Here is a 16,983-nt window from a genome sequence, read left to right as displayed (position 1 = left end):
ATGCTGGACGCACTGAGTCTCGACCTCGCCCCCGTCGTGGCGGAGCAGCCCGACCCGCTGCTCTTCGCCACGGTCTCGGGCGCCCACCTGTACGGATTCCCCTCCAGGGACTCCGACGTCGACCTGCGGGGCGCGCACCTGCTCCCGGCGGCGGCCCTCCTCGGGCTGCGCGATCCGGAGGAGACCCGCACCCGCATGTGGGACCGGGACGACGTGGAGATGGACCTGGTCACGCACGACCTGCGCAAGTTCGTCCGGCTGATGCTGAACCGCAACGGCTACGTCCTGGAACAGCTGCTGTCCCCGCTCGTGGTCCACACGACGCCGACGCACGAGGAACTGATCTCGCTGGCCCCGGGCGTCCTGACCTCCCACCACGCCCACCACTACCGGGGCTTCGCCAACACCCAGTGGCGGCTCTTCGAGAAGGCCCGCGAACTCAAGCCGGTGCTCTACGCGTTCCGGGCCCTGCTCACCGGCATCCACCTGATGCGGTCGGGCGAGGTGCAGGCGCACCTGCCGACGCTGCTCGGCGAGGTGGCCGAGGCGCCGCCGTACCTCGGGGCCCTGATCGAGGCGAAGGTGGCCGCCGAGCACGGCGGCTACCAGGGGCCGGACCTCGTCGGCGTGCGCGGCGACTTCGAGGCGCTGCACGCGGTGCTGGACGCGGCGCAGGCCGCGTCGGCGCTGCCGGAGTGGGCCTCCGCGTACGACGCCCTCGACGAGCTCGTCGTACGGCGCCGGACGCAGCACGGCTGACGCGGCGAGGAGCGCGAGGGCTACGCGGCCGCGGCGCGGCGCGTGCGCAGCAGGAAGTCCTCGACGCGGGCCAGGTCCGGCTCCTCGGGCAGCGGCGTCGTGGAGAGGGCCGCCCCGGTCTCCTCCTGGAGCCGGGTCATCCAGGCGTCGACCTCCTCCCAGGAGGCCTCGCCGCGGCGGACGGCGAGCAGGCGCTCGCGGTACGGGCCCGCGTCGATGGTCAGCCGGCCCGTGCGCAGCAGGTCGCGGCAGGACAGCAGCAGCCGCAGCAGGTGCATGGCGTGCTTCCAGCGCGGGGCGCCGTGGACGCGGACGTCCGCGAGGAGTTTGCCGCGCTGGGAAGCCGCGTACCGGCTGAAGCTGGTGTGGGCGCGGCGGGAGAGGAACGCCCCGCGCAGGGAGAGGAGTTCCTCTCCGACCGGAGTGCTCTCCTCCACGAGGGGGGAGTGGAGGCACTCCAGGATGTTCGGGTTGGCGCGCAGCGCGAGCTCGCAGAAGCGCTCCAGCTCCCAGGAGAACTCCTCGTCCCGAGGGCCCTCCACGTGCGTGGGGGGCTTCTCGAACCGCCAGAACAGCGGCGTCGGGGCGAGATAGACACCGCGCCGGTCGGTGTCGCTCGCCTCCGTCGCCAGCCCGAACGCCCGGGACCCCATCACGCACCGGTAGACCGTGTGGTCCCGTACCAGTGTCAGATCGTCCATCCGGAGAGGTTAGGCGCCACGGCCTGCGCTACGCGAGCGAGATGTTCCCGTCCGGAGCCACGGTGATCTTCTTCTCGGGCAGCGGCTTGGTGGCCGGGCCGTGGGCCACCGCACCGTCCGCGACCTGGAACTTGCTGCCGTGGCAGGGGCAGTCGATGGTGCCGTTCTCCACCTTGTTGACCAGGCAGCCCTGGTGCGTGCAGACCGCGCTGAAGCAGCGGAAGGACCCGGCGGTGGGCTGGGTGACGACCAGCTTCTCCTCCTTGAGGATCGTGCCGCCGCCCACCGGCACGTCCGCCGCCTTGGCGATGGCCTTGGGGTCCGCCGCCGGCGCGGACGACGAGCCGCCCGAGGACGGGGTGGCGGCGCTGCCCGATTCGCTCTTGGGCTGCTCCTTCTCGCTGTTGCCGCACGCGGCGAGGGTGCCGCCCGCGAGGGCGGCCGCTCCCACCGCCAGGACGGTACGGCGGGCGGTGGTCGTGGGGTCGCTCATGGGTGTCTCCTCAGCTCAGCTGTGGCCGGTCGGGCGTGCAGCATCCTGGCCTGTGCCGGCCCTCAGGTGAAGTCCGCCGCGCCGTCGGGGCGGGCGGTCGGGTCCCATGGGGCCAGCGCGGCAGGGCTGCCTGGTGTGCGTACCACCTCCCACACGCGTCCCACGGCTTCCCGGTTCAGCGGGCCGAAGACGTGCGGGTAACGGCCGCCGGAGTCACCCTCACGGCGGACCTCCGCCGTCAGGGCGGCCTCGTCGAGCTCCACCGCGAGCAGGGTCCCGGGCAGCTCCCGGTAATGCGCCTCGACGATCGCGAGGGCCGTCGCCCGGTCCGCCGAACAGTGCACGAAACCCTCGGAGTCGAGCGAGGGCGGGGCGTACGGAAGCCCGGGCGCGGCGGTCCAGTCGGCGAGCGGGACGATGTGGAAGATCATGCCGATCGTTCTACCCCAGCGGTGGGGGAGCCGTGCACCAGGTGGCGGTACCACCCGCTATCAGGGAGATTGTCCGTGTCTCGAAGCCGGGTACGACGCTGTCCGCGCGGCCCGGTCCCTCTTCGAAAGGCAGCACGATGGCGGGTAACGACCTCGGCTCACTTCTCGGCGGTCTCCTCGGTGGCTCCGGAGCCGGTCAAGGCGGTGGCAACATCCTCGGCTCGCTGCTCGGCGCGCTCATGGGCGGCGGCGCCGGCGGCGGTGCGCAGGCCGGCGGGAACGGCAACCCGCTCGGCGGGCTCCTGGACATGCTGACCAAGTCCGGACTCGTCGACCAGGCGCAGTCCTGGGTCGGCACGGGCGACAATCAGCCCGTCAGCGGCGCGCAGATCCAGGAGGCGCTGCCGGCCGACACCCTGCGGAAGGTCGCGCAGGAGGCCGGCGTCAGCCCGGAGCAGGCCGCCGACCAGATCGCGCAGACGCTGCCGCAGGCCGTCGACAAGCTGACGCCGAGCGGCCGGATGCCGTCCGGGTCGCTGGAGGACATCATCAAGGCACAGGCCATCTGACCCCGACGTACGACAGGCTCCAGGCGAGGGCCCGGCGGCCCCGTCCCACGGGATGGGCGGCCGGGCCCTCGTGCTGCCCTCTCTGGCTACTCTGGCCACGCAGAGTCCTTGATCCCTTACGCACCCCTGGAGCGTCCCGTGAGAACCGCCGTCGTCATCGGAACCGGACTGATCGGCACCTCCGCAGCACTCGCCCTGTCGGGCCGGGGCATCACGGTCCACCTCGTCGACCACGACCCGGCCCAGGCCCGTACGGCAGCCGCCCTCGGCGCCGGCACCGACGAGCCCTTCGAGGGCCAGGTCGACCTCGCGATCGTCGCCGTACCGCCGGCCCACGTGGCGGCGACCCTGGCGGACGTGATCGGGCGCGGCGTGGCGCGGGCGTACGTGGACGTGGCCAGCGTCAAGGGCGGGCCGCGGCGGGAGCTCGCGGAGCTCGGCGTGGACCTCACCGCGTACATCGGCACGCACCCGATGGCCGGCAAGGAGCGTTCGGGGCCGCTCGCGGGCTCGGCGGACCTCTTCGAGGGCCGCCCCTGGGTGCTGACCCCGACCCGGGACACGGAGCACGAGGTGTTGAACCTCGCCCTCGAACTGGTGGCCCTGTGCCGGGCCGTCCCGATCGTGATGGACGCGGACGCCCACGACCGGGCGGTGGCGCTGGTCTCCCACACCCCGCAGCTGGTGTCGAGCATGGTCGCGGCCCGGCTGGAGGAGGCCGACGAGACTGCCGTCCGGCTGTGCGGGCAGGGGATAAGGGACGTGACGCGGATCGCGGCCTCCGACCCCCGGATGTGGGTGGAGATCCTGTCGGCGAACCCGGGGCCGGTGGCGGACGTCCTGGCCGGGATCGCGGCCGACCTGGAGGAGACCGTCGAGGCGCTGCGGGGCCTGCAGTCTGCCGACGAGGAGAAGCGGCGCGGCGGCGCCGCCGGGATCGAGGACGTGCTGCGGCGGGGGAACGCCGGGCGGGTACGGGTGCCGGGCAAGCACGGCGCGGCGCCGACCGTCTACGAGACGGTGGCCGTGCTCATCTCCGACCAGCCGGGCGAGCTCGCGCGGATCTTCGCCGATGCGGGGCGGGCCGGGGTCAACATCGAGGACGTGCGGATCGAGCACGCGACGGGGCAGCAGGCGGGTCTCGTGCAGTTGATGGTGGAGCCGCGGGCGGTGGCCGGCCTCACGGCCGAGCTCCGGGAGCGGGGCTGGGCGCTGCGCCAGCAGTAACCCGCGCGGAGCCGTTGCCGGGGCGCGGCCCCGGGGCCCCGCGCCTCAGTCGCCGGCGGGGCTCAAGATTCGGGGCTCAGCCCCGGGCCGCTGGCCGTGGCGGGGCCGGGTGGGGTGCCGTTGTCGGGGCGCGGCCGCGGGGCCCCGCGCCTCAATCGCCGGCGGGGCTCAAGATTCGGGGCTCAGCCCCGGGCCCCTGGCCGTTGCGGGGCCGGGTGGGGTGCCGTTGTCGGGGCGCCGCCCCGGACCCCCGCGGCTCAATCGCCGGCGGGGCTGGGTCTTGGCCGGGCGGGGCCGGAGCGTGGTCCGGGTCGGCGCGGCGCCGTTGCCGGGGGCACTGCCCCCGGACCCCCGCGCCTCAAACGCCGGCGAGGCTGAAAGATCGGGGCTCCGCCCCGGGCCCCGCGCCTCAAACGCCGGCGAGGCTGGAGGTCGCCGGTCGGGACCGGAACCGGACTGGGGCCCGTACGGGGCGGGGCCGGACAGGGCGGGCCCGGACGGGGCGGGGCCGGACAGGGCGGGCCCGGACGGGGCGGGGCCGGACGGGGCGGGGCCGGACGGGGCGGGCTTGGACGGGGCGGGCCCGGACAGGGCGGGCCCGTCCAGGGCGGGGCTGGACGGGCGGGGCCGGAGTGGGGGTGGGGTCTGGTCGAGGCGGGGGCCGGACAGGCGGGACCGGAGTGGGGTGGGGGCTGGTCGAGGCGGGGGCCGGACAGGCGGGGCCGGGGGGTGTCGGGGCCCGGTAACCTGGAGCAGGGGCGTTTTTGCGCGCCCGCATACCTACGCGCTAACCAGGAAGGTGCCCGCACCGTGGAAACCGCAGCTCCGGCAGCCGTGATCGTCGCCATCGACGGTCCCTCCGGCACGGGCAAGTCCAGCACCTCCAAGGCCGTGGCCGCCAAGCTCGGGCTGCGCTACCTGGACACCGGTGCCCAGTACCGGGCCATCACCTGGTGGATGATCACCAACGGCGTGGACACCGAGGACCCGGAGGCGATCGCACTCGCCGCCGGCAAGCCCGCCATCGTCTCCGGTACGGACCCGGCCGCGCCCACCATCACCGTGGACGGCCTCGACGCCTCCGGCCCCATCCGCACCCAGGAGGTCACCTCCAAGGTCAGCGCCGTCAGCGCCGTCCCCGAGGTGCGCACCCTGATCACCGAGCTCCAGCGCTCCATCGCCGCCGAGGCGGCCGAGGAGGCCGACGGGATCGTCGTCGAGGGCCGGGACATCGGCACCACCGTGCTGCCCGACGCCGACCTGAAGATCTTCCTGACGGCTTCCGCTGAGGCCCGCGCGGCCCGCCGCAGCGGCGAGCTGCGCGGCAAGGAGGCCGCCGACCTCGCGGCCACCAAGGAGGCGCTGATCAAGCGCGACGCCGCGGATTCCGGCCGCAAGACCTCCCCCCTCGCCAAGGCGGACGACGCCGTCGAGGTCGACACCACCGAGCTCACCCTCGACCAGGTGATCGAGTGCGTCGTGACCCTCGTCGAGGAGAAGCGGGCGGGGCGCAAGTGAGCGATACGCCCTCCCTCAAGGGCGCGGCGGTCGGCAGGCGCATCGGCATCGGGCTCATGTACGGGCTGTGGAAGCCCCGCGTGCTCGGCGCCTGGAAGGTGCCCGCCTCGGGCCCCGTCATCCTCGCCGTGAACCACTCGCACAACATCGACGGCCCCATGGTCATGGGCACCGCACCGCGACCCCTGCACTTCCTGATCAAGAAGGAAGCGTACGTGGGCCCGCTCGGCCCCTTCCTCGACGGGATCGGGCAGGTCAAGGTGGACCGCAGCGGCCCCGACCGGACGGCCATAGGCCGCGCCCTCGGCGTGCTCGACAACGGCGGCGCCCTGGGGATCTTCCCCGAGGGCACCCGGGGCGAAGGCGACTTCGCCTCGCTGCGCGCCGGGCTCGCCTACTTCGCGGTCCGCAGCGGTGCGCCGATCGTGCCGGTGGCCGTGCTGGGCAGCGGCGACACCCCGGGGCGGCTCGTCAAGGGGCTGCCCGCCTTCAAGAGCCGGGTCGACGTCGTCTTCGGCTCGGCCTTCGACGCCGGGGACGGCAGTGGCCGCCGTACCCGTACCGCTCTGGACCAGGCCACCGTACGCATCCAGGACCGGCTGACCGCCCACCTGGCCGACGCCAAGCGCCTCACCGGGCGCTGAGCGAGACTTGACCTAGTAGTGGAACCGCGTCGCGCGGCTGCCACCGATCACCACGAACGACGAGGAACGGACTTCATGAACGACCAGCACGACCACGGAGCACTTGGCGATGCCGAGTACGCGGAGTTCATGGAGCTCGCCGCGGAAGAGGGCTTCGACATCGAGGACGTCGAAGGTGCCCTGGAGGAGGCCGCTGCCGGCCCCCTCCCCGTCCTCGCCATCGTGGGCCGGCCGAACGTCGGCAAGTCGACCCTGGTGAACCGCATCATCGGCCGCCGCGAGGCGGTCGTCGAGGACAAGCCCGGCGTCACCCGCGACCGCGTCATGTACGAGGCCGAGTGGGCGGGCCGCCGCTTCACGGTCGTCGACACCGGCGGCTGGGAGCAGGACGTCCTCGGCATCGACGCCTCCGTCGCCGCCCAGGCCGAGTACGCCATCGAGTCCGCCGACGCCGTGGTCTTCGTCGTCGACGCCAAGGTCGGCGCCACCGACACCGACGAGGCCGTCGTCCGCCTGCTGCGCAAGTCGAAGAAGCCCGTCGTGCTCTGCGCCAACAAGGTCGACGGCCAGAGCGGCGAGTCCGACGCGGCCTCCCTGTGGTCCCTGGGCCTCGGCATGCCCCACCCGGTCTCCTCGCTGCACGGCCGCGGCACCGGCGACATGCTGGACGCCGTCCTCGAGGCCCTGCCGGAGGCCCCCGAGCAGACCTTCGGCGGCACCGCCATCGGCGGCCCCCGCCGCATCGCGCTGATCGGCCGCCCGAACGTGGGCAAGTCCTCGCTGCTCAACAAGGTCGCGAAGGAGGAGCGGGTCGTCGTCAACGAGCTCGCCGGCACCACCCGCGACCCGGTCGACGAGCTGATCGAGCTCGGCGGCGTCACCTGGAAGTTCGTCGACACCGCCGGCATCCGCAAGAAGGTCCACCTCCAGCAGGGCGCGGACTACTACGCCTCCCTGCGCACGGCCGCGGCCGTGGAGAAGGCGGAGGTCGCGGTCATCCTGATCGACACCACCGAGCAGATCAGCGTCCAGGACCAGCGCATCATCACCATGGCCGTCGAGTCCGGCCGCGCGATCGTCATCGCCTACAACAAGTGGGACGAGCTCGACGAGGAGCGCCGCTACTACCTCGAGCGCGAGATCGAGACCGAGATGCAGCAGGTCTCGTGGGCGCCCCGGGTGAACGTCTCGGCGCTCACCGGCCGCCACATGGAGAAGCTGGTCCCGGCGATCGAGACCGCCCTCGCGGGCTGGGAGACGCGCATCCCCACCGGCCGGCTGAACGCCTTCCTCGGTGAGGTCGTCGCCGCCCACCCGCACCCGATCCGCGGCGGCAAGCAGCCCCGCATCCTGTTCGGTACCCAGGCCGGCAGCAAGCCGCCGCGGTTCGTCCTCTTCGCGTCCGGCTTCCTGGAGCACGGCTACCGGCGCTTCATCGAGCGCCGGCTGCGCGAGGAGTTCGGCTTCGAGGGCACCCCGATCCACATCTCGGTGCGGGTGCGCGAGAAGCGCGGCGCCCAGTACAAGAAGAAGAAGTAGTACGGGGCGGGAGCAGCGGTCCGGGGTCAGTAGCCCCGGCGCGGAGCGGGCGGCAGGGCCGCCGGGATGTGCGTCATCCCGGTCTGGTGCTGCCGCCCGCCGCTGTATGCGGGGGCGGGCTCGGAAGCCGTGCCCGCGTAGGAGTAGGCGGGCTGCTGCGGGGTGTAGGAGGGCTGCCAGTCGTCGACGCGCTGCCATGCGGAACCGTTCCAGCCGCTGCCGTACGAGCTGCCGCCGCCGGTGTAGCCGCCCCCGTACGAGAACGCCGTGAACCCGAGGTCCTCCTCGCCCGTACGGTCGCCGGGCAGAGCCCGGAAGGCGCGCAGGTACTCCGAGTACAGGGTGTCGTAGATCGGGGTGGGCGAGACGGTGCTCGTACGGGCGGGGGCGCGGGAGGAGTCGTATGAGTGCACGTACCAGCCAACGAACGCGGTGCCCTGCGGATGCGGGGTGAACGGGGCCAAAACGCAAGAAGCCGGGGGTGCGCGGGACGGACCGCGCACCCCCGGCGCACACCGCCGGCCCCCCGGGGTGAAGGGGGCCGGCGGCCGTTCGAGGGCCGGTGGGCGTCAGGCCGCCGGGGTGCCCGCGAGGGGCATGGAGGCGGCCACGAGCTTGCCCGCGGCGGCGGCCTTGTCGAGGGCGTCGCGCAGCAGGTCCTCGCGGGGCTGCTGGCCGATGGAGCCGACCGGGGCTGCGTAGATCAGCACCCGCTGGGTCTTGTTGACGGCGGTCCGCCAGCCGTCGGTGACCGACAGCGCCTGGTGTGCCTGCCACCAGGCGACCTGGCCGCCGTCGGCGCCCGGCTGCAGCACGGCGTGCAGCTGCCCGCCGGCGAGCAGCACCGACCAGCCGCCGAGGGCGGTGGGGAGCTCCGCGGTGTCCGTGACCGGGATGAAGCCCTGCTCGATGAGGAGCGGCAGGAAGTCGTCCCCGGGGCCCGTGGTGCCGGGGCGGGCGATCGGCGCGGTCGGCTCGACGACCAGGGCGGGGTGCAGCTCGCCGCCGATCAGGACCAGGCCGCTGGTGATGCCGAGGACGGCCTGCCCGCCGGGCACGTTCTGCGGGCCGTCACCGGGGAGCGGCAGGACGGGCACGGCGGGGGCCGGGCTGTCGCCGGTGATGCTGCGGACGGCGCCCTGCAGCTGCTCCTCGGACACGGTGACGACCTGCGAGGGGATGCAGGTGGCGTGGGCGAAGGCGAGGACGGCGGTCTCCTCGCCGACGAACAGCACCGTGCTGGTGCGGTCGCTCTCGGGGTCGCCGGGGGTGCGGCAGGAGGTGCAGTCGTAACTGCGCGGTGCGTCGTCGCCGACGAGCAGCCTCTCGGCTTCTTCGTCACCGATCTCGGCACGTACCTCATCACTGACGTCGAGCATGCGCGGCACGGGGTGGCTCCTCGGCATAGGTGCGGGCCGGGCGCATCCCGGCTCGCCGGGCTCAACGGGGGATCGGCGGCCGGGGTCACGCCATTGGAGGGAACGGAATCGAACCGGGCCCCCGGAAGAGTGAACCGTCCGACCGGGGCTTTGCTTTCGTGCGAACTCTTTTCTGTTTGTGCGCAGTTGGTGCCCGGGGATGGTCGTTTGGGGGAGGCGGTGCGGTCGGCCGACCGGGTGGGGTGCGCAGGCGCGCGGCGCGGCGGGGCGGGAGGGCGGCGGGGCCGCGCGTAGCGTGACGCGATGCCCAACCTCGGGATCCGGCGGGGCGCCATCGGCGCAGCCGCCACCGTCACCGCTGCCGCCGTGCTGGTGCTCGTACTCCCCTCCGGGGCGGCGGCAGCGGCCCCGCCACCGCCCGCTCCCGGGCCCGCGGGGGTGGCACACCCCGGTTCGCCCGGACTGATCGGGAAGGGGCCCGGTGACTGCGGGCCGGGCGGGGAGTGGCCCTGGGACTGCGTGGCCGACTGCGAGAGCAGCGGGCGCTGGGCGGTCAACACCGGCAACGGCTTCTACGGCGGGCTGCAGTTCTGGCAGCCGACGTGGGAGGAGTACGGCGGGCTGGCGTTCGCCAAGCGGGCCGACCTCGCGAGCCGCGGGCAGCAGATCAGGGTCGCGCAGGACGTCCTCGCCCGGCAGGGGTGGGACGCGTGGCCGGTGTGCTCGAAGCGGTACGGACTGGCGGGCCGGATGCACACGGTGCGGGCCGGGGACACCCTGTACGGGATCGCCCGCCGGTACGGGGTGGTGGGCGGCTGGCAGGCGCTGTACGCGGCGAACCGGGCGGTGGTCGGGGCGCGGCCGGGGGTGATCGGGATCGGGATGCTGCTGGTGATTCCGGGGCGGGTGGCCGCGGCGCCGCCGGTGGCCGCGGCGCCGCCGGTGGCGAAGCCGGCGCCGGCCGTGGTTCCGGCGCCTGCCGCTCCGGCGCCGCCTCGCCGCTGACCGCTGCCGTGCGGAGGCGCGGTGCGCGGGCCCGGCCGCCCGAGGAGCCCCGGCTGCGGCGCCGCCGCCGGGGCTCCGCCCCGGACCCCGCGCCTCAAACGCCGGCGGGGCTGGAATCACCCGCGGCGGGGCTGGGTTGCGCGGTGAGGTGGGGGCGCTGACGCTGGAAGCGTCGAGTCCCCGGCTTGGACGGTGGTGAGCCAGATGGGCCAGAGAAGACACCCGCGTGCCGCGGGGCTGGCGGCGGTCGCAGTGCTGCTGGTCGCGCCGGCCCTCGCCGGAGCCGCCTCGGCGGCGGATGCCGTAGTGGCCGCCCCGCCGGCGGCCGGCTCGGCGGTCGTACCCACCGCAGACGGCCCGGCCGATCCCGCGGCGGCCAAGGCGCAGATAGAGAAGAACTGGGTCCTCTTCTTCGACCCCAAGTCGTCCACCGCCGAGAAGGCCGCGGTGCTGGAGCACGGCGACTTCCTGGAGCCGCTGCTGGCAGGCCTCGAGCACCTTCCCAACGCGGACAAGACCTCCGCGAAGGTCAAGAACATCGCCTTCACCTCCCCGACCCAGGCGACGGTGACCTACGACCTGCTGGTCTCCGGTTCCCCGGCGCTGGCCGACAGCAAGGGGATCTCGGTGCTCGACGACGGGGTCTGGAAGGTCTCGCTGAAGAGCCTGTGCGGACTGATCGGACTCAGCGGCGAGCCGGCCCCGGCGCCGCCCTGCTGAAACCGCCGCCCCGCTGAAACCCGTGGCGCACGGCCTGCGGGGCCCGCCGGCAGACTCTGGGCATGCTCGAGACCTCCGCACGACTGCTGCGCCTGCTGTCCCTGTTGCAGGCCCACCGCGAATGGACCGGCGCCGACCTCGCGGACCGGCTCGGGGTGACACCGCGGACGGTCCGGCGGGACGTGGACCGGCTGCGGGAACTCGGATACCCGGTGAACGCCAGCCCCGGCACCGGAGGCGGCTACCAGCTGGGCGCGGGGGCCGAGCTGCCGCCGCTGCTGCTCGACGACGACGAGGCCGTGGCGGTGGCCGTCGGGCTGCGCACCGCCGCCGGGAACGGGGTCGAGGGCATCGGGGAGGCCTCCGTACGGGCCCTGGCCAAGCTGGAGCAGGTGCTGCCCTCGCGGCTGCGGCGGCGGGTGTCGGCGCTGAACGAGTTCACCGTGCCGATGCTGCGCGGCGCCGAGCGGTCCACCGTGGACCCTTCGGTGCTGGCCGAGCTCGCCGCCGTCTGCCGGGACGGCGAGCGGCTCCGCTTCGAGTACCGGGACCACGGGGGCAACGCCACCCGCCGGACGGTCGAGCCGCACCGGCTGGTGTGCACCGAGCGCCGCTGGTACCTGGTCGCCTGGGACGTGGAGCGGGAGGACTGGCGGACCTTCCGCGCCGACCGCATCGAGCCCAGACCCCCGCACGGGCCGCGGTTCGGCCCGCGCCGTCCGCCGTCCGAGGACCTGGCCGCGTACGTCTCCCAGGGTGTGTCACAGCGGGCCTACGCGGCCCGCGCGGTGGTGCGGCTGAAGATGTCCGCGCAGGACGCGGCCCGGATCATCGGGCCGAGCGACGGAGCCCTGGAACCGGTCGACGGGAACAGCTGCCTGCTGCGCACCGGGGCGGTGAGCCTGGACGTTCTGGTGATTCACGTCATGCTGCTCGGCTGTGAGTTCGAAGTGGTCGAGCCGCCGGAGCTGACCGACCGGATCAGGGCCGCGCGGGATCTCCTGGGACGGGCCGTGGAAGCAGGAGAAGTGAAGGAAATGTAGCGGTCCTGAGGGGCATTCAGCTGGTCTGGTCCAACCCCCGGTCCAACGGGACGGCGGCAATCCCCGGAGGAATTGCGACGGTTCTCGGGGGGAATTCCGGAGGGTCTGCACGGCGGGCGTGCCGCAGGCCGTAAAACAAATGGGAGTTGTAGATATTCTGTGACACAAGCGTGACCCGGGACGGACGAACGTCCGGGCGTGGCGCTGACGAACGGCGAAGGCGGGCCGGGTCTGTGACCCGGCCCGCCTTCATGTCGCGGGATGAGGTGGTGCGTACCGCCCCCGCGCCGGGGCGCTCAGCCGCCCGCCACGGGACGGGCCGCGGCGGCCGCCGTCCCGCGGGCGGGAGCCCGCTCGCCGTGTGCCGGGCGGCGGCTGCCGACCGGGGTGACCGGAGTCCGCTCGGAGCGGATCACGTGCTGGCGTCCGGACACGTGCGCGGCCGGCCGGGGCGCGGGGGAGTGCGCGGCGACCGCGGTGGCGGCCCCTGCCGCGACAGGCTGCGGGAGGGGTCCCGCGGCCGGCTCCACGGCCGGGTCGCCGACGGGCCGCAGCTGCCACTTGCCGCCCGCGGAGAGCAGCGGGGTGAGCGCGCTGACGACCGGCGCGGGCATCCTTCCGGTCTCCGCGCGGCGGCGCAGCAGCTCGCGCAGCTCGAAGACGTACGCCTCGGAACGGGCGATCAGCGGCTCGAACCAGGGGAGGGCCAGCAGGATCAGCAGACCCGCGGACCAGCCGAGCAGCACGTCGCTGACCCAGTGGGTGCCGAGGTACACGGTGGTGGCGCCCACGCTCAGCGAGACGACCGCGGACACCACGGACAACACCCGCCGGGTGATCACGGTGGAGGCCAGATAGGCCAGGATCCCCCAGGTCACAACGGCGTTGGCGGTGTGGCCGGAAGGAAATATATCGCCGCCCGCGAAGAGCTCGGCCGAGCCGATCTCCGTGGCGTAGTGCGGACCGAGCCGGCCGAGGCCGAGCTTGACGGCCCCGACGGTGATGTTGAGCAGCAGCAGCGCCACGCCGAGGGCGATCAGCGGGCGGAGGGTGTGCTGCCGCCAGGAGCGCCAGCCGAGCCAGGCGGCCACCATGACCGCGGTGGGCCCGCGCTGGCCGAGCACGACGAGGTAGTCGAGGAACGCGTGCACCTGCGGCCACTGCTCGTAGGGCCGGAAGAACATGACCTGCCAGTCCAGGCGGACGAGCCAGGACGTGGTCAGTACGGCCACCACGATCGCGAGGTAGAAGGCGAGGGTCGATCCCAGGAGTACGACGCGGTGCCGGCTCATCTGCGGGGTTTGCAGATGAGCCGGTCGCTCTGGTTCCCGGTCCAGCCGGGCGAACACCCGCTCCAGACGGGTCAGGATTTGATCGGTACGCACTCAATCGACGTTACCGCGCGCCGATGCTCAGGCCGGGCGAATCGCGGGCTTTGTGATGACCATGTGATGTGGAGTTGGTCTCACGCGAGACTTAATTCCGGTTATTTCGGCAGCGGTTGAGGAGGCCTTGATCCGCCGTTCCGGTAATTGTTTCAGGCGCTTATCCGAGCTTTATGCGGGAGGATCGTTTCCACGGGTCGTTTCCGCGGGCCGTTTCCATTTCGGCGGGGCCCGGGCTCTACGGGGGCCCCGAGCCGTTCAGCCAGAACGCCCCGTACACCGCCGAGGCCAGCGCCGCCGCGCCCAGGACCGCACCCGCCCGAGGCGTCCGCCACCTGGCCAGGGCCAGGGCGACGGGCAGCAGCAGCGGGAAGGCCGGGAGCAGCAGCCGGGGCTTCGAGCCGAAGTACCCGGAGGCGCACAGCGCCAGCGCCACGACGATCCCGCAGTACACGAGCAGCGGCGCCGGCTGCCGCTGCCGTACGCACTTCCCGTACAGCCACAGCACCAGCACGACCCCCGCGATCAGCCCCACCCCGGCGGGGAAGGCGGACGAGGCCAGCTTCCCCCCGATGAACCGGGCGAAGGCCCAGCCGCCGTCGAAGCCGTTGCCCCAGCCGCCCTGCACGTCCAGGTACCCGAGCAGCCCGCCCCCGGTGCGCGCCCCGACCCACAGCACGTACGCCGCCGCGCCCGCCGGGGCGAGCACCGCGCCCACCGCCATCCGCCACGACCGCTCCCCGCGCCGCCAGGCCAGTACGACGGCCACCCAGACCGCCGCGACCACCGCGGCCCCGACCGGGCGGGTCAGCCCCGCCGCCGCCGCGAGCAGCCCCGCCGTGAGCCATCGGCCGCGCAGGGCCCCGTACAGGGCCCAGGCCGCGAGCGCGGTGAAGAGCGACTCGCTGTACGCCATCGACTGCACGATCCCGACGGGCAGCGCCGCCCAGACCCCGACGGCGAACACCCCGACGCGCCGGCCGTGCACCAGGTCGGCCACGGCGAAGATCCCCCAGGCCGCCGCGAGCCCGGCGACCACCGACACCACCAGGCCCGCGGAGCCGTACGACAGCCCGGTCGGCGCCGACACCAGCCGCTCCAGCCAGGGCAGCAGGGGGAAGAACGCCAGGTTCGAGTGGACGTCCCCGTTGGGGAGGGCCACCTCGTACCCGTACCCCTCCGCGGCGATGCGGGCGTACCAGAGCGAGTCCCAGCGGGCCGACAGCAGCGTGTGCGGGCTGCTGCCGGCCGCCGCGCACCACACCGCGAGCACCGCCAGCCCGAGCAGCCGGACAGCCGCGAAGACGGCGAGCGCGGGCGCGGCCCGGCGAAATCCAAGATCCTTCACGGGCATGATTATCGGTGGCGGCGGCCGGTGGCCCGGGTTGCCGCCCGGAACGCGGAGCCGGCGGGAACTGCGGACCGTGAGCGCGCGTGTACGCGGGGGAGGCGGCGGGTGGAGGGGAGTGGTGCACACCACACGGAGGGCGCCGCCGGGATGAGAGCTTGGCCACGTGCCGGGCAGGCGAACTCGCGTACGCTGATCGTTCACTCGCGTGTCGATGCCGGACCCCGTTGGACGCCGCACAGCGCACCACCCCCCGTGGCTCCACAAGACGCTGGTCCGCCGAGCCCGAGGGATCACCTGGGAGGTACATGCATGTCGGGGACGAACGCGGCCGGGGTCAAGGCCCCTTCCCCCTGGCAGCGGCTCTGCGCCGCCTCCGGCGGAACCAACCGCTGGGTCGTCCTGGCCGTGCTCTGCGTCAGCCTGGTCCTCGTCGCGCTCGACGCGACGATCCTGCACGTGGCCGTGCCCTCCGTCACCGAGGACCTGCGGCCCGGCTCGCAGGAGCTGCTGTGGATCGTCGACGCCTACCCGCTGGTCTGCGCCGCGCTCCTGATCCTCTTCGGCACCCTCGGCGACCGGGTCGGCCGCCGGCGCATCCTCCTCCTCGGGTACGGACTCTTCGGTGTGGCCTCGGCCATGGCCGCCCTCGCCGACAACGCCCAGGTGCTCATCGCCGCGCGCGCCCTGCTCGGCATCGGCGGGGCGATGATCATGCCCGCCACCCTGTCGATCCTCCGCCAGGTCTTCCCCGACCGGCGCGAGAGGGCGCTCGCCATCGGCATCTGGACCGCCGTCGCAGCGATAGGCGCCGCCAGCGGGCCGGTGCTCGGCGGCTTCCTCGTCCAGCACTACTGGTGGGGATCCGTCTTCCTCATCAACATCCCGCTGATGGCGCTGATCCTGCCGCTCGGACGCTGGCTGCTGCCGGAGTCGCGCGGCGCGGCGGACGGACCGTGGGACGTGCTGGGCGCGCTGATGGCCGCCGCCGGCGTGCTCGGCGCGGTGCTCGGGATCAAGCGGCTCGGCGCGGAACGGCACCTGCTCGACCCGCAGGCCCTGGTGCCGCTCGCGCTCGGCGCGGTGCTGCTCGTGCTCTTCGTACGGCGCCAGAGGCGGCGCGAGCACCCGCTGATCGACATGCGGATGTTCTCCCGGGCCGCCTTCTCGACCTCCGTCGGCTGCATCGTGCTGGCCATGCTGGCGCTGGTCGGCCTGGAGCTGATCGCGGTGCAGTACCTCCAGCTGGTGCTGGACCTGAGCCCGCTGGAGACCGGCCTGCGGCTGCTGCCGCTCACCTTCGCCGCCATGGCCGCGGGCGCCACCGGCTCGTACACCCTGGCCCGGATCGGGCCGCGCACGATGGTGTCCCTGGGCTTCGTGCTCACCGCGCTCGCCGTGCTGCTGCTGACGCTGATGGGGCAGAACGACCGGCCCGTACTGCTGACGGTGGGCTTCGTGCTCCTCGGCTTCGGGCTGCAGACCACGCTGTTCGCGGCGTACGAGTCGATGCTGAGCGAGGCCCCGGCGGCGACGGCCGGCGGCGCGGCCTCGATCGGCGAGACCTCGTACCAGCTCGGCGCGGGCATGGGCATCGCACTACTGGGCAGTGTGATGAACGCGGCGTACCGGCCGGGGCTGGCGGACGTGCCGGGGGTCGCGGCGGCGGACTCGGCGGGCGCGGCCAATTCCCTGGGCGAGGCCTACCAGATCGCCGCGCACCTCGGCGGGGCGGCGGGGGCCTCGCTGCACGCGGCGGCGCGGCAGTCGTTCGTGCACGGGCTGCACGTCACTCTCGTGGTGAGCGCGGGGCTGTTGTTCGCGGGGGCGGTGATGGCGCTGAAGCTGCCGAAGGTCATGGAGTGCGGGGTGCCGTCCGGCGGTGAGCCGGAGGCGGAGGCCGCGCCGTCGGTGCGGATCGCCGTGCCGGCGCAGGCCAAGGGCGAGCCGTGTCCGTCCCCGGTGGTGGAGCAGGCGGGCTGAGTCGTCGGGTGCGGCGCCGCCGTCGGGGCTCCGCCGTTTGGTTGCGCCGGCACGGGCGGGGTCTGCGGGTGCCGCGCCGCTGCCGGGGCTCCGCCCCGGGCCCCGCGCCTCAAACGCCGGCGGGGCTGGATTTGCCCGGCCGGGCCGGATTGCCCGGCGGGGCTGGATTTTGGCCGGTCGGGCTCGCTAGCGTCAGCGGTACCGCGCAAAACTTGCGCTGCTAGGTTCCGCCGGCCCGG

At 73.8% G+C, this 16,983-nt stretch carries 16 protein-coding genes and 1 pseudogene; 10 read left to right on the top strand and 7 right to left on the bottom strand.

The window, feature by feature from the left end; genetic code table 11:
* Positions 1 to 759: a DNA polymerase beta superfamily protein gene (locus ACIQ5Y_RS22925; RefSeq protein ID WP_403883355.1), complete on the top strand. Its 759-nt coding sequence runs from the start codon at positions 1 to 3 to the stop codon at positions 757 to 759.
* Positions 760 to 779: 20 nt separating this feature from the next.
* On the opposite strand, the gene ACIQ5Y_RS22920 is transcribed toward ACIQ5Y_RS22925, so the two are convergent.
* From ACIQ5Y_RS22920 to ACIQ5Y_RS22910, 3 genes are all read right to left on the bottom strand, one after another.
* Entirely contained in the window at positions 780 to 1,460 is a 681-nt protein-coding gene (locus tag ACIQ5Y_RS22920) for a DNA polymerase beta superfamily protein (protein WP_403883352.1), read from the bottom strand.
* Between the two features lie 28 nt (positions 1,461 to 1,488).
* The gene (locus tag ACIQ5Y_RS22915) at positions 1,489 to 1,953 is read right to left on the bottom strand and encodes a Rieske (2Fe-2S) protein (RefSeq protein WP_403883349.1); all 465 of its coding nucleotides are present in this window, start codon (positions 1,951 to 1,953) and stop codon (positions 1,489 to 1,491) included.
* Positions 1,954 to 2,015: 62 nt separating this feature from the next.
* On the bottom strand, positions 2,016 to 2,384 hold the full coding sequence (locus ACIQ5Y_RS22910; protein WP_403883346.1) for a DUF952 domain-containing protein: 369 nt from the start codon (positions 2,382 to 2,384) through the stop codon (positions 2,016 to 2,018).
* Positions 2,385 to 2,443: 59 nt separating this feature from the next.
* Between ACIQ5Y_RS22910 and ACIQ5Y_RS22905 the strand changes: the two genes are divergently transcribed.
* The 5 genes from ACIQ5Y_RS22905 (at position 2,444) to der (ending at position 7,881) form a co-directional block, all read left to right on the top strand.
* Complete coding sequence (locus ACIQ5Y_RS22905) at positions 2,444 to 2,953, top strand: YidB family protein (protein ID WP_403883449.1); 510 nt, start codon at positions 2,444 to 2,446, stop codon at positions 2,951 to 2,953.
* A 138-nt stretch (positions 2,954 to 3,091) separates the two neighbouring features.
* Positions 3,092 to 4,180: a prephenate dehydrogenase gene (locus ACIQ5Y_RS22900; protein ID WP_403883343.1), complete on the top strand. Its 1,089-nt coding sequence runs from the start codon at positions 3,092 to 3,094 to the stop codon at positions 4,178 to 4,180.
* A gap of 810 nt (positions 4,181 to 4,990) precedes the next feature.
* Positions 4,991 to 5,698 (top strand): (d)CMP kinase, encoded by a 708-nt coding sequence (cmk, locus tag ACIQ5Y_RS22895; protein WP_403883340.1) that lies wholly within the window; start codon positions 4,991 to 4,993, stop codon positions 5,696 to 5,698.
* On the top strand, positions 5,695 to 6,342 hold the full coding sequence (locus tag ACIQ5Y_RS22890) for a lysophospholipid acyltransferase family protein (RefSeq protein ID WP_403883337.1): 648 nt from the start codon (positions 5,695 to 5,697) through the stop codon (positions 6,340 to 6,342). Before cmk ends, ACIQ5Y_RS22890 begins: the two co-directional genes overlap by 4 nt.
* Positions 6,343 to 6,417: 75 nt before the next feature.
* Complete coding sequence (gene der / locus ACIQ5Y_RS22885; RefSeq protein WP_403883334.1) at positions 6,418 to 7,881, top strand: ribosome biogenesis GTPase Der; 1,464 nt, start codon at positions 6,418 to 6,420, stop codon at positions 7,879 to 7,881.
* A 26-nt stretch (positions 7,882 to 7,907) separates the two neighbouring features.
* Here der and ACIQ5Y_RS22880 read toward each other — a convergent pair whose 3' ends face one another.
* A complete protein-coding gene (locus ACIQ5Y_RS22880; RefSeq protein WP_403883331.1) occupies positions 7,908 to 8,294 on the bottom strand; it encodes a hypothetical protein in 387 nt (128 codons plus the stop codon).
* Positions 8,295 to 8,450: 156 nt separating this feature from the next.
* Positions 8,451 to 9,269: a hypothetical protein gene (locus tag ACIQ5Y_RS22875; protein WP_403883328.1), complete on the bottom strand. Its 819-nt coding sequence runs from the start codon at positions 9,267 to 9,269 to the stop codon at positions 8,451 to 8,453.
* 294 nt (positions 9,270 to 9,563) lie between these two features.
* Between ACIQ5Y_RS22875 and ACIQ5Y_RS22870 the strand changes: the two genes are divergently transcribed.
* The 3 genes and pseudogenes from ACIQ5Y_RS22870 to ACIQ5Y_RS22860 form a co-directional block, all read left to right on the top strand.
* Entirely contained in the window at positions 9,564 to 10,265 is a 702-nt protein-coding gene (locus ACIQ5Y_RS22870) for a transglycosylase family protein (protein WP_403883325.1), read from the top strand.
* A gap of 204 nt (positions 10,266 to 10,469) precedes the next feature.
* The gene (locus ACIQ5Y_RS22865; RefSeq protein ID WP_403883323.1) at positions 10,470 to 10,985 is read left to right on the top strand and encodes a hypothetical protein; all 516 of its coding nucleotides are present in this window, start codon (positions 10,470 to 10,472) and stop codon (positions 10,983 to 10,985) included.
* Positions 10,986 to 11,047: 62 nt separating this feature from the next.
* A pseudogene (locus ACIQ5Y_RS22860) lies at positions 11,048 to 12,001 on the top strand (helix-turn-helix transcriptional regulator); the annotation flags it as partial.
* Between the two features lie 323 nt (positions 12,002 to 12,324).
* On the opposite strand, the gene ACIQ5Y_RS22855 reads toward ACIQ5Y_RS22860, so the two are convergent.
* Positions 12,325 to 13,413, bottom strand: coding sequence for a phosphatase PAP2 family protein (locus tag ACIQ5Y_RS22855; RefSeq protein ID WP_403883321.1), 1,089 nt, complete (start codon positions 13,411 to 13,413; stop codon positions 12,325 to 12,327).
* A 238-nt stretch (positions 13,414 to 13,651) separates the two neighbouring features.
* The gene (locus tag ACIQ5Y_RS22850; protein WP_403883318.1) at positions 13,652 to 14,767 is read right to left on the bottom strand and encodes a hypothetical protein; all 1,116 of its coding nucleotides are present in this window, start codon (positions 14,765 to 14,767) and stop codon (positions 13,652 to 13,654) included.
* Positions 14,768 to 15,073: 306 nt separating this feature from the next.
* Between ACIQ5Y_RS22850 and ACIQ5Y_RS22845 the strand changes: the two genes are divergently transcribed.
* On the top strand, positions 15,074 to 16,744 hold the full coding sequence (locus tag ACIQ5Y_RS22845) for an MFS transporter (RefSeq protein WP_403883316.1): 1,671 nt from the start codon (positions 15,074 to 15,076) through the stop codon (positions 16,742 to 16,744).
* Positions 16,745 to 16,983: the final 239 nt, after the last annotated feature.

The sequence above is a fragment of the Streptomyces sp. NPDC096339 genome, from assembly GCF_044762985.1.
GTDB lineage: Bacteria > Actinomycetota > Actinomycetes > Streptomycetales > Streptomycetaceae > Streptomyces.
Note: the sequence above shows the minus strand (reverse complement) of the source record. Positions and strands in the feature narration are given on the sequence as shown.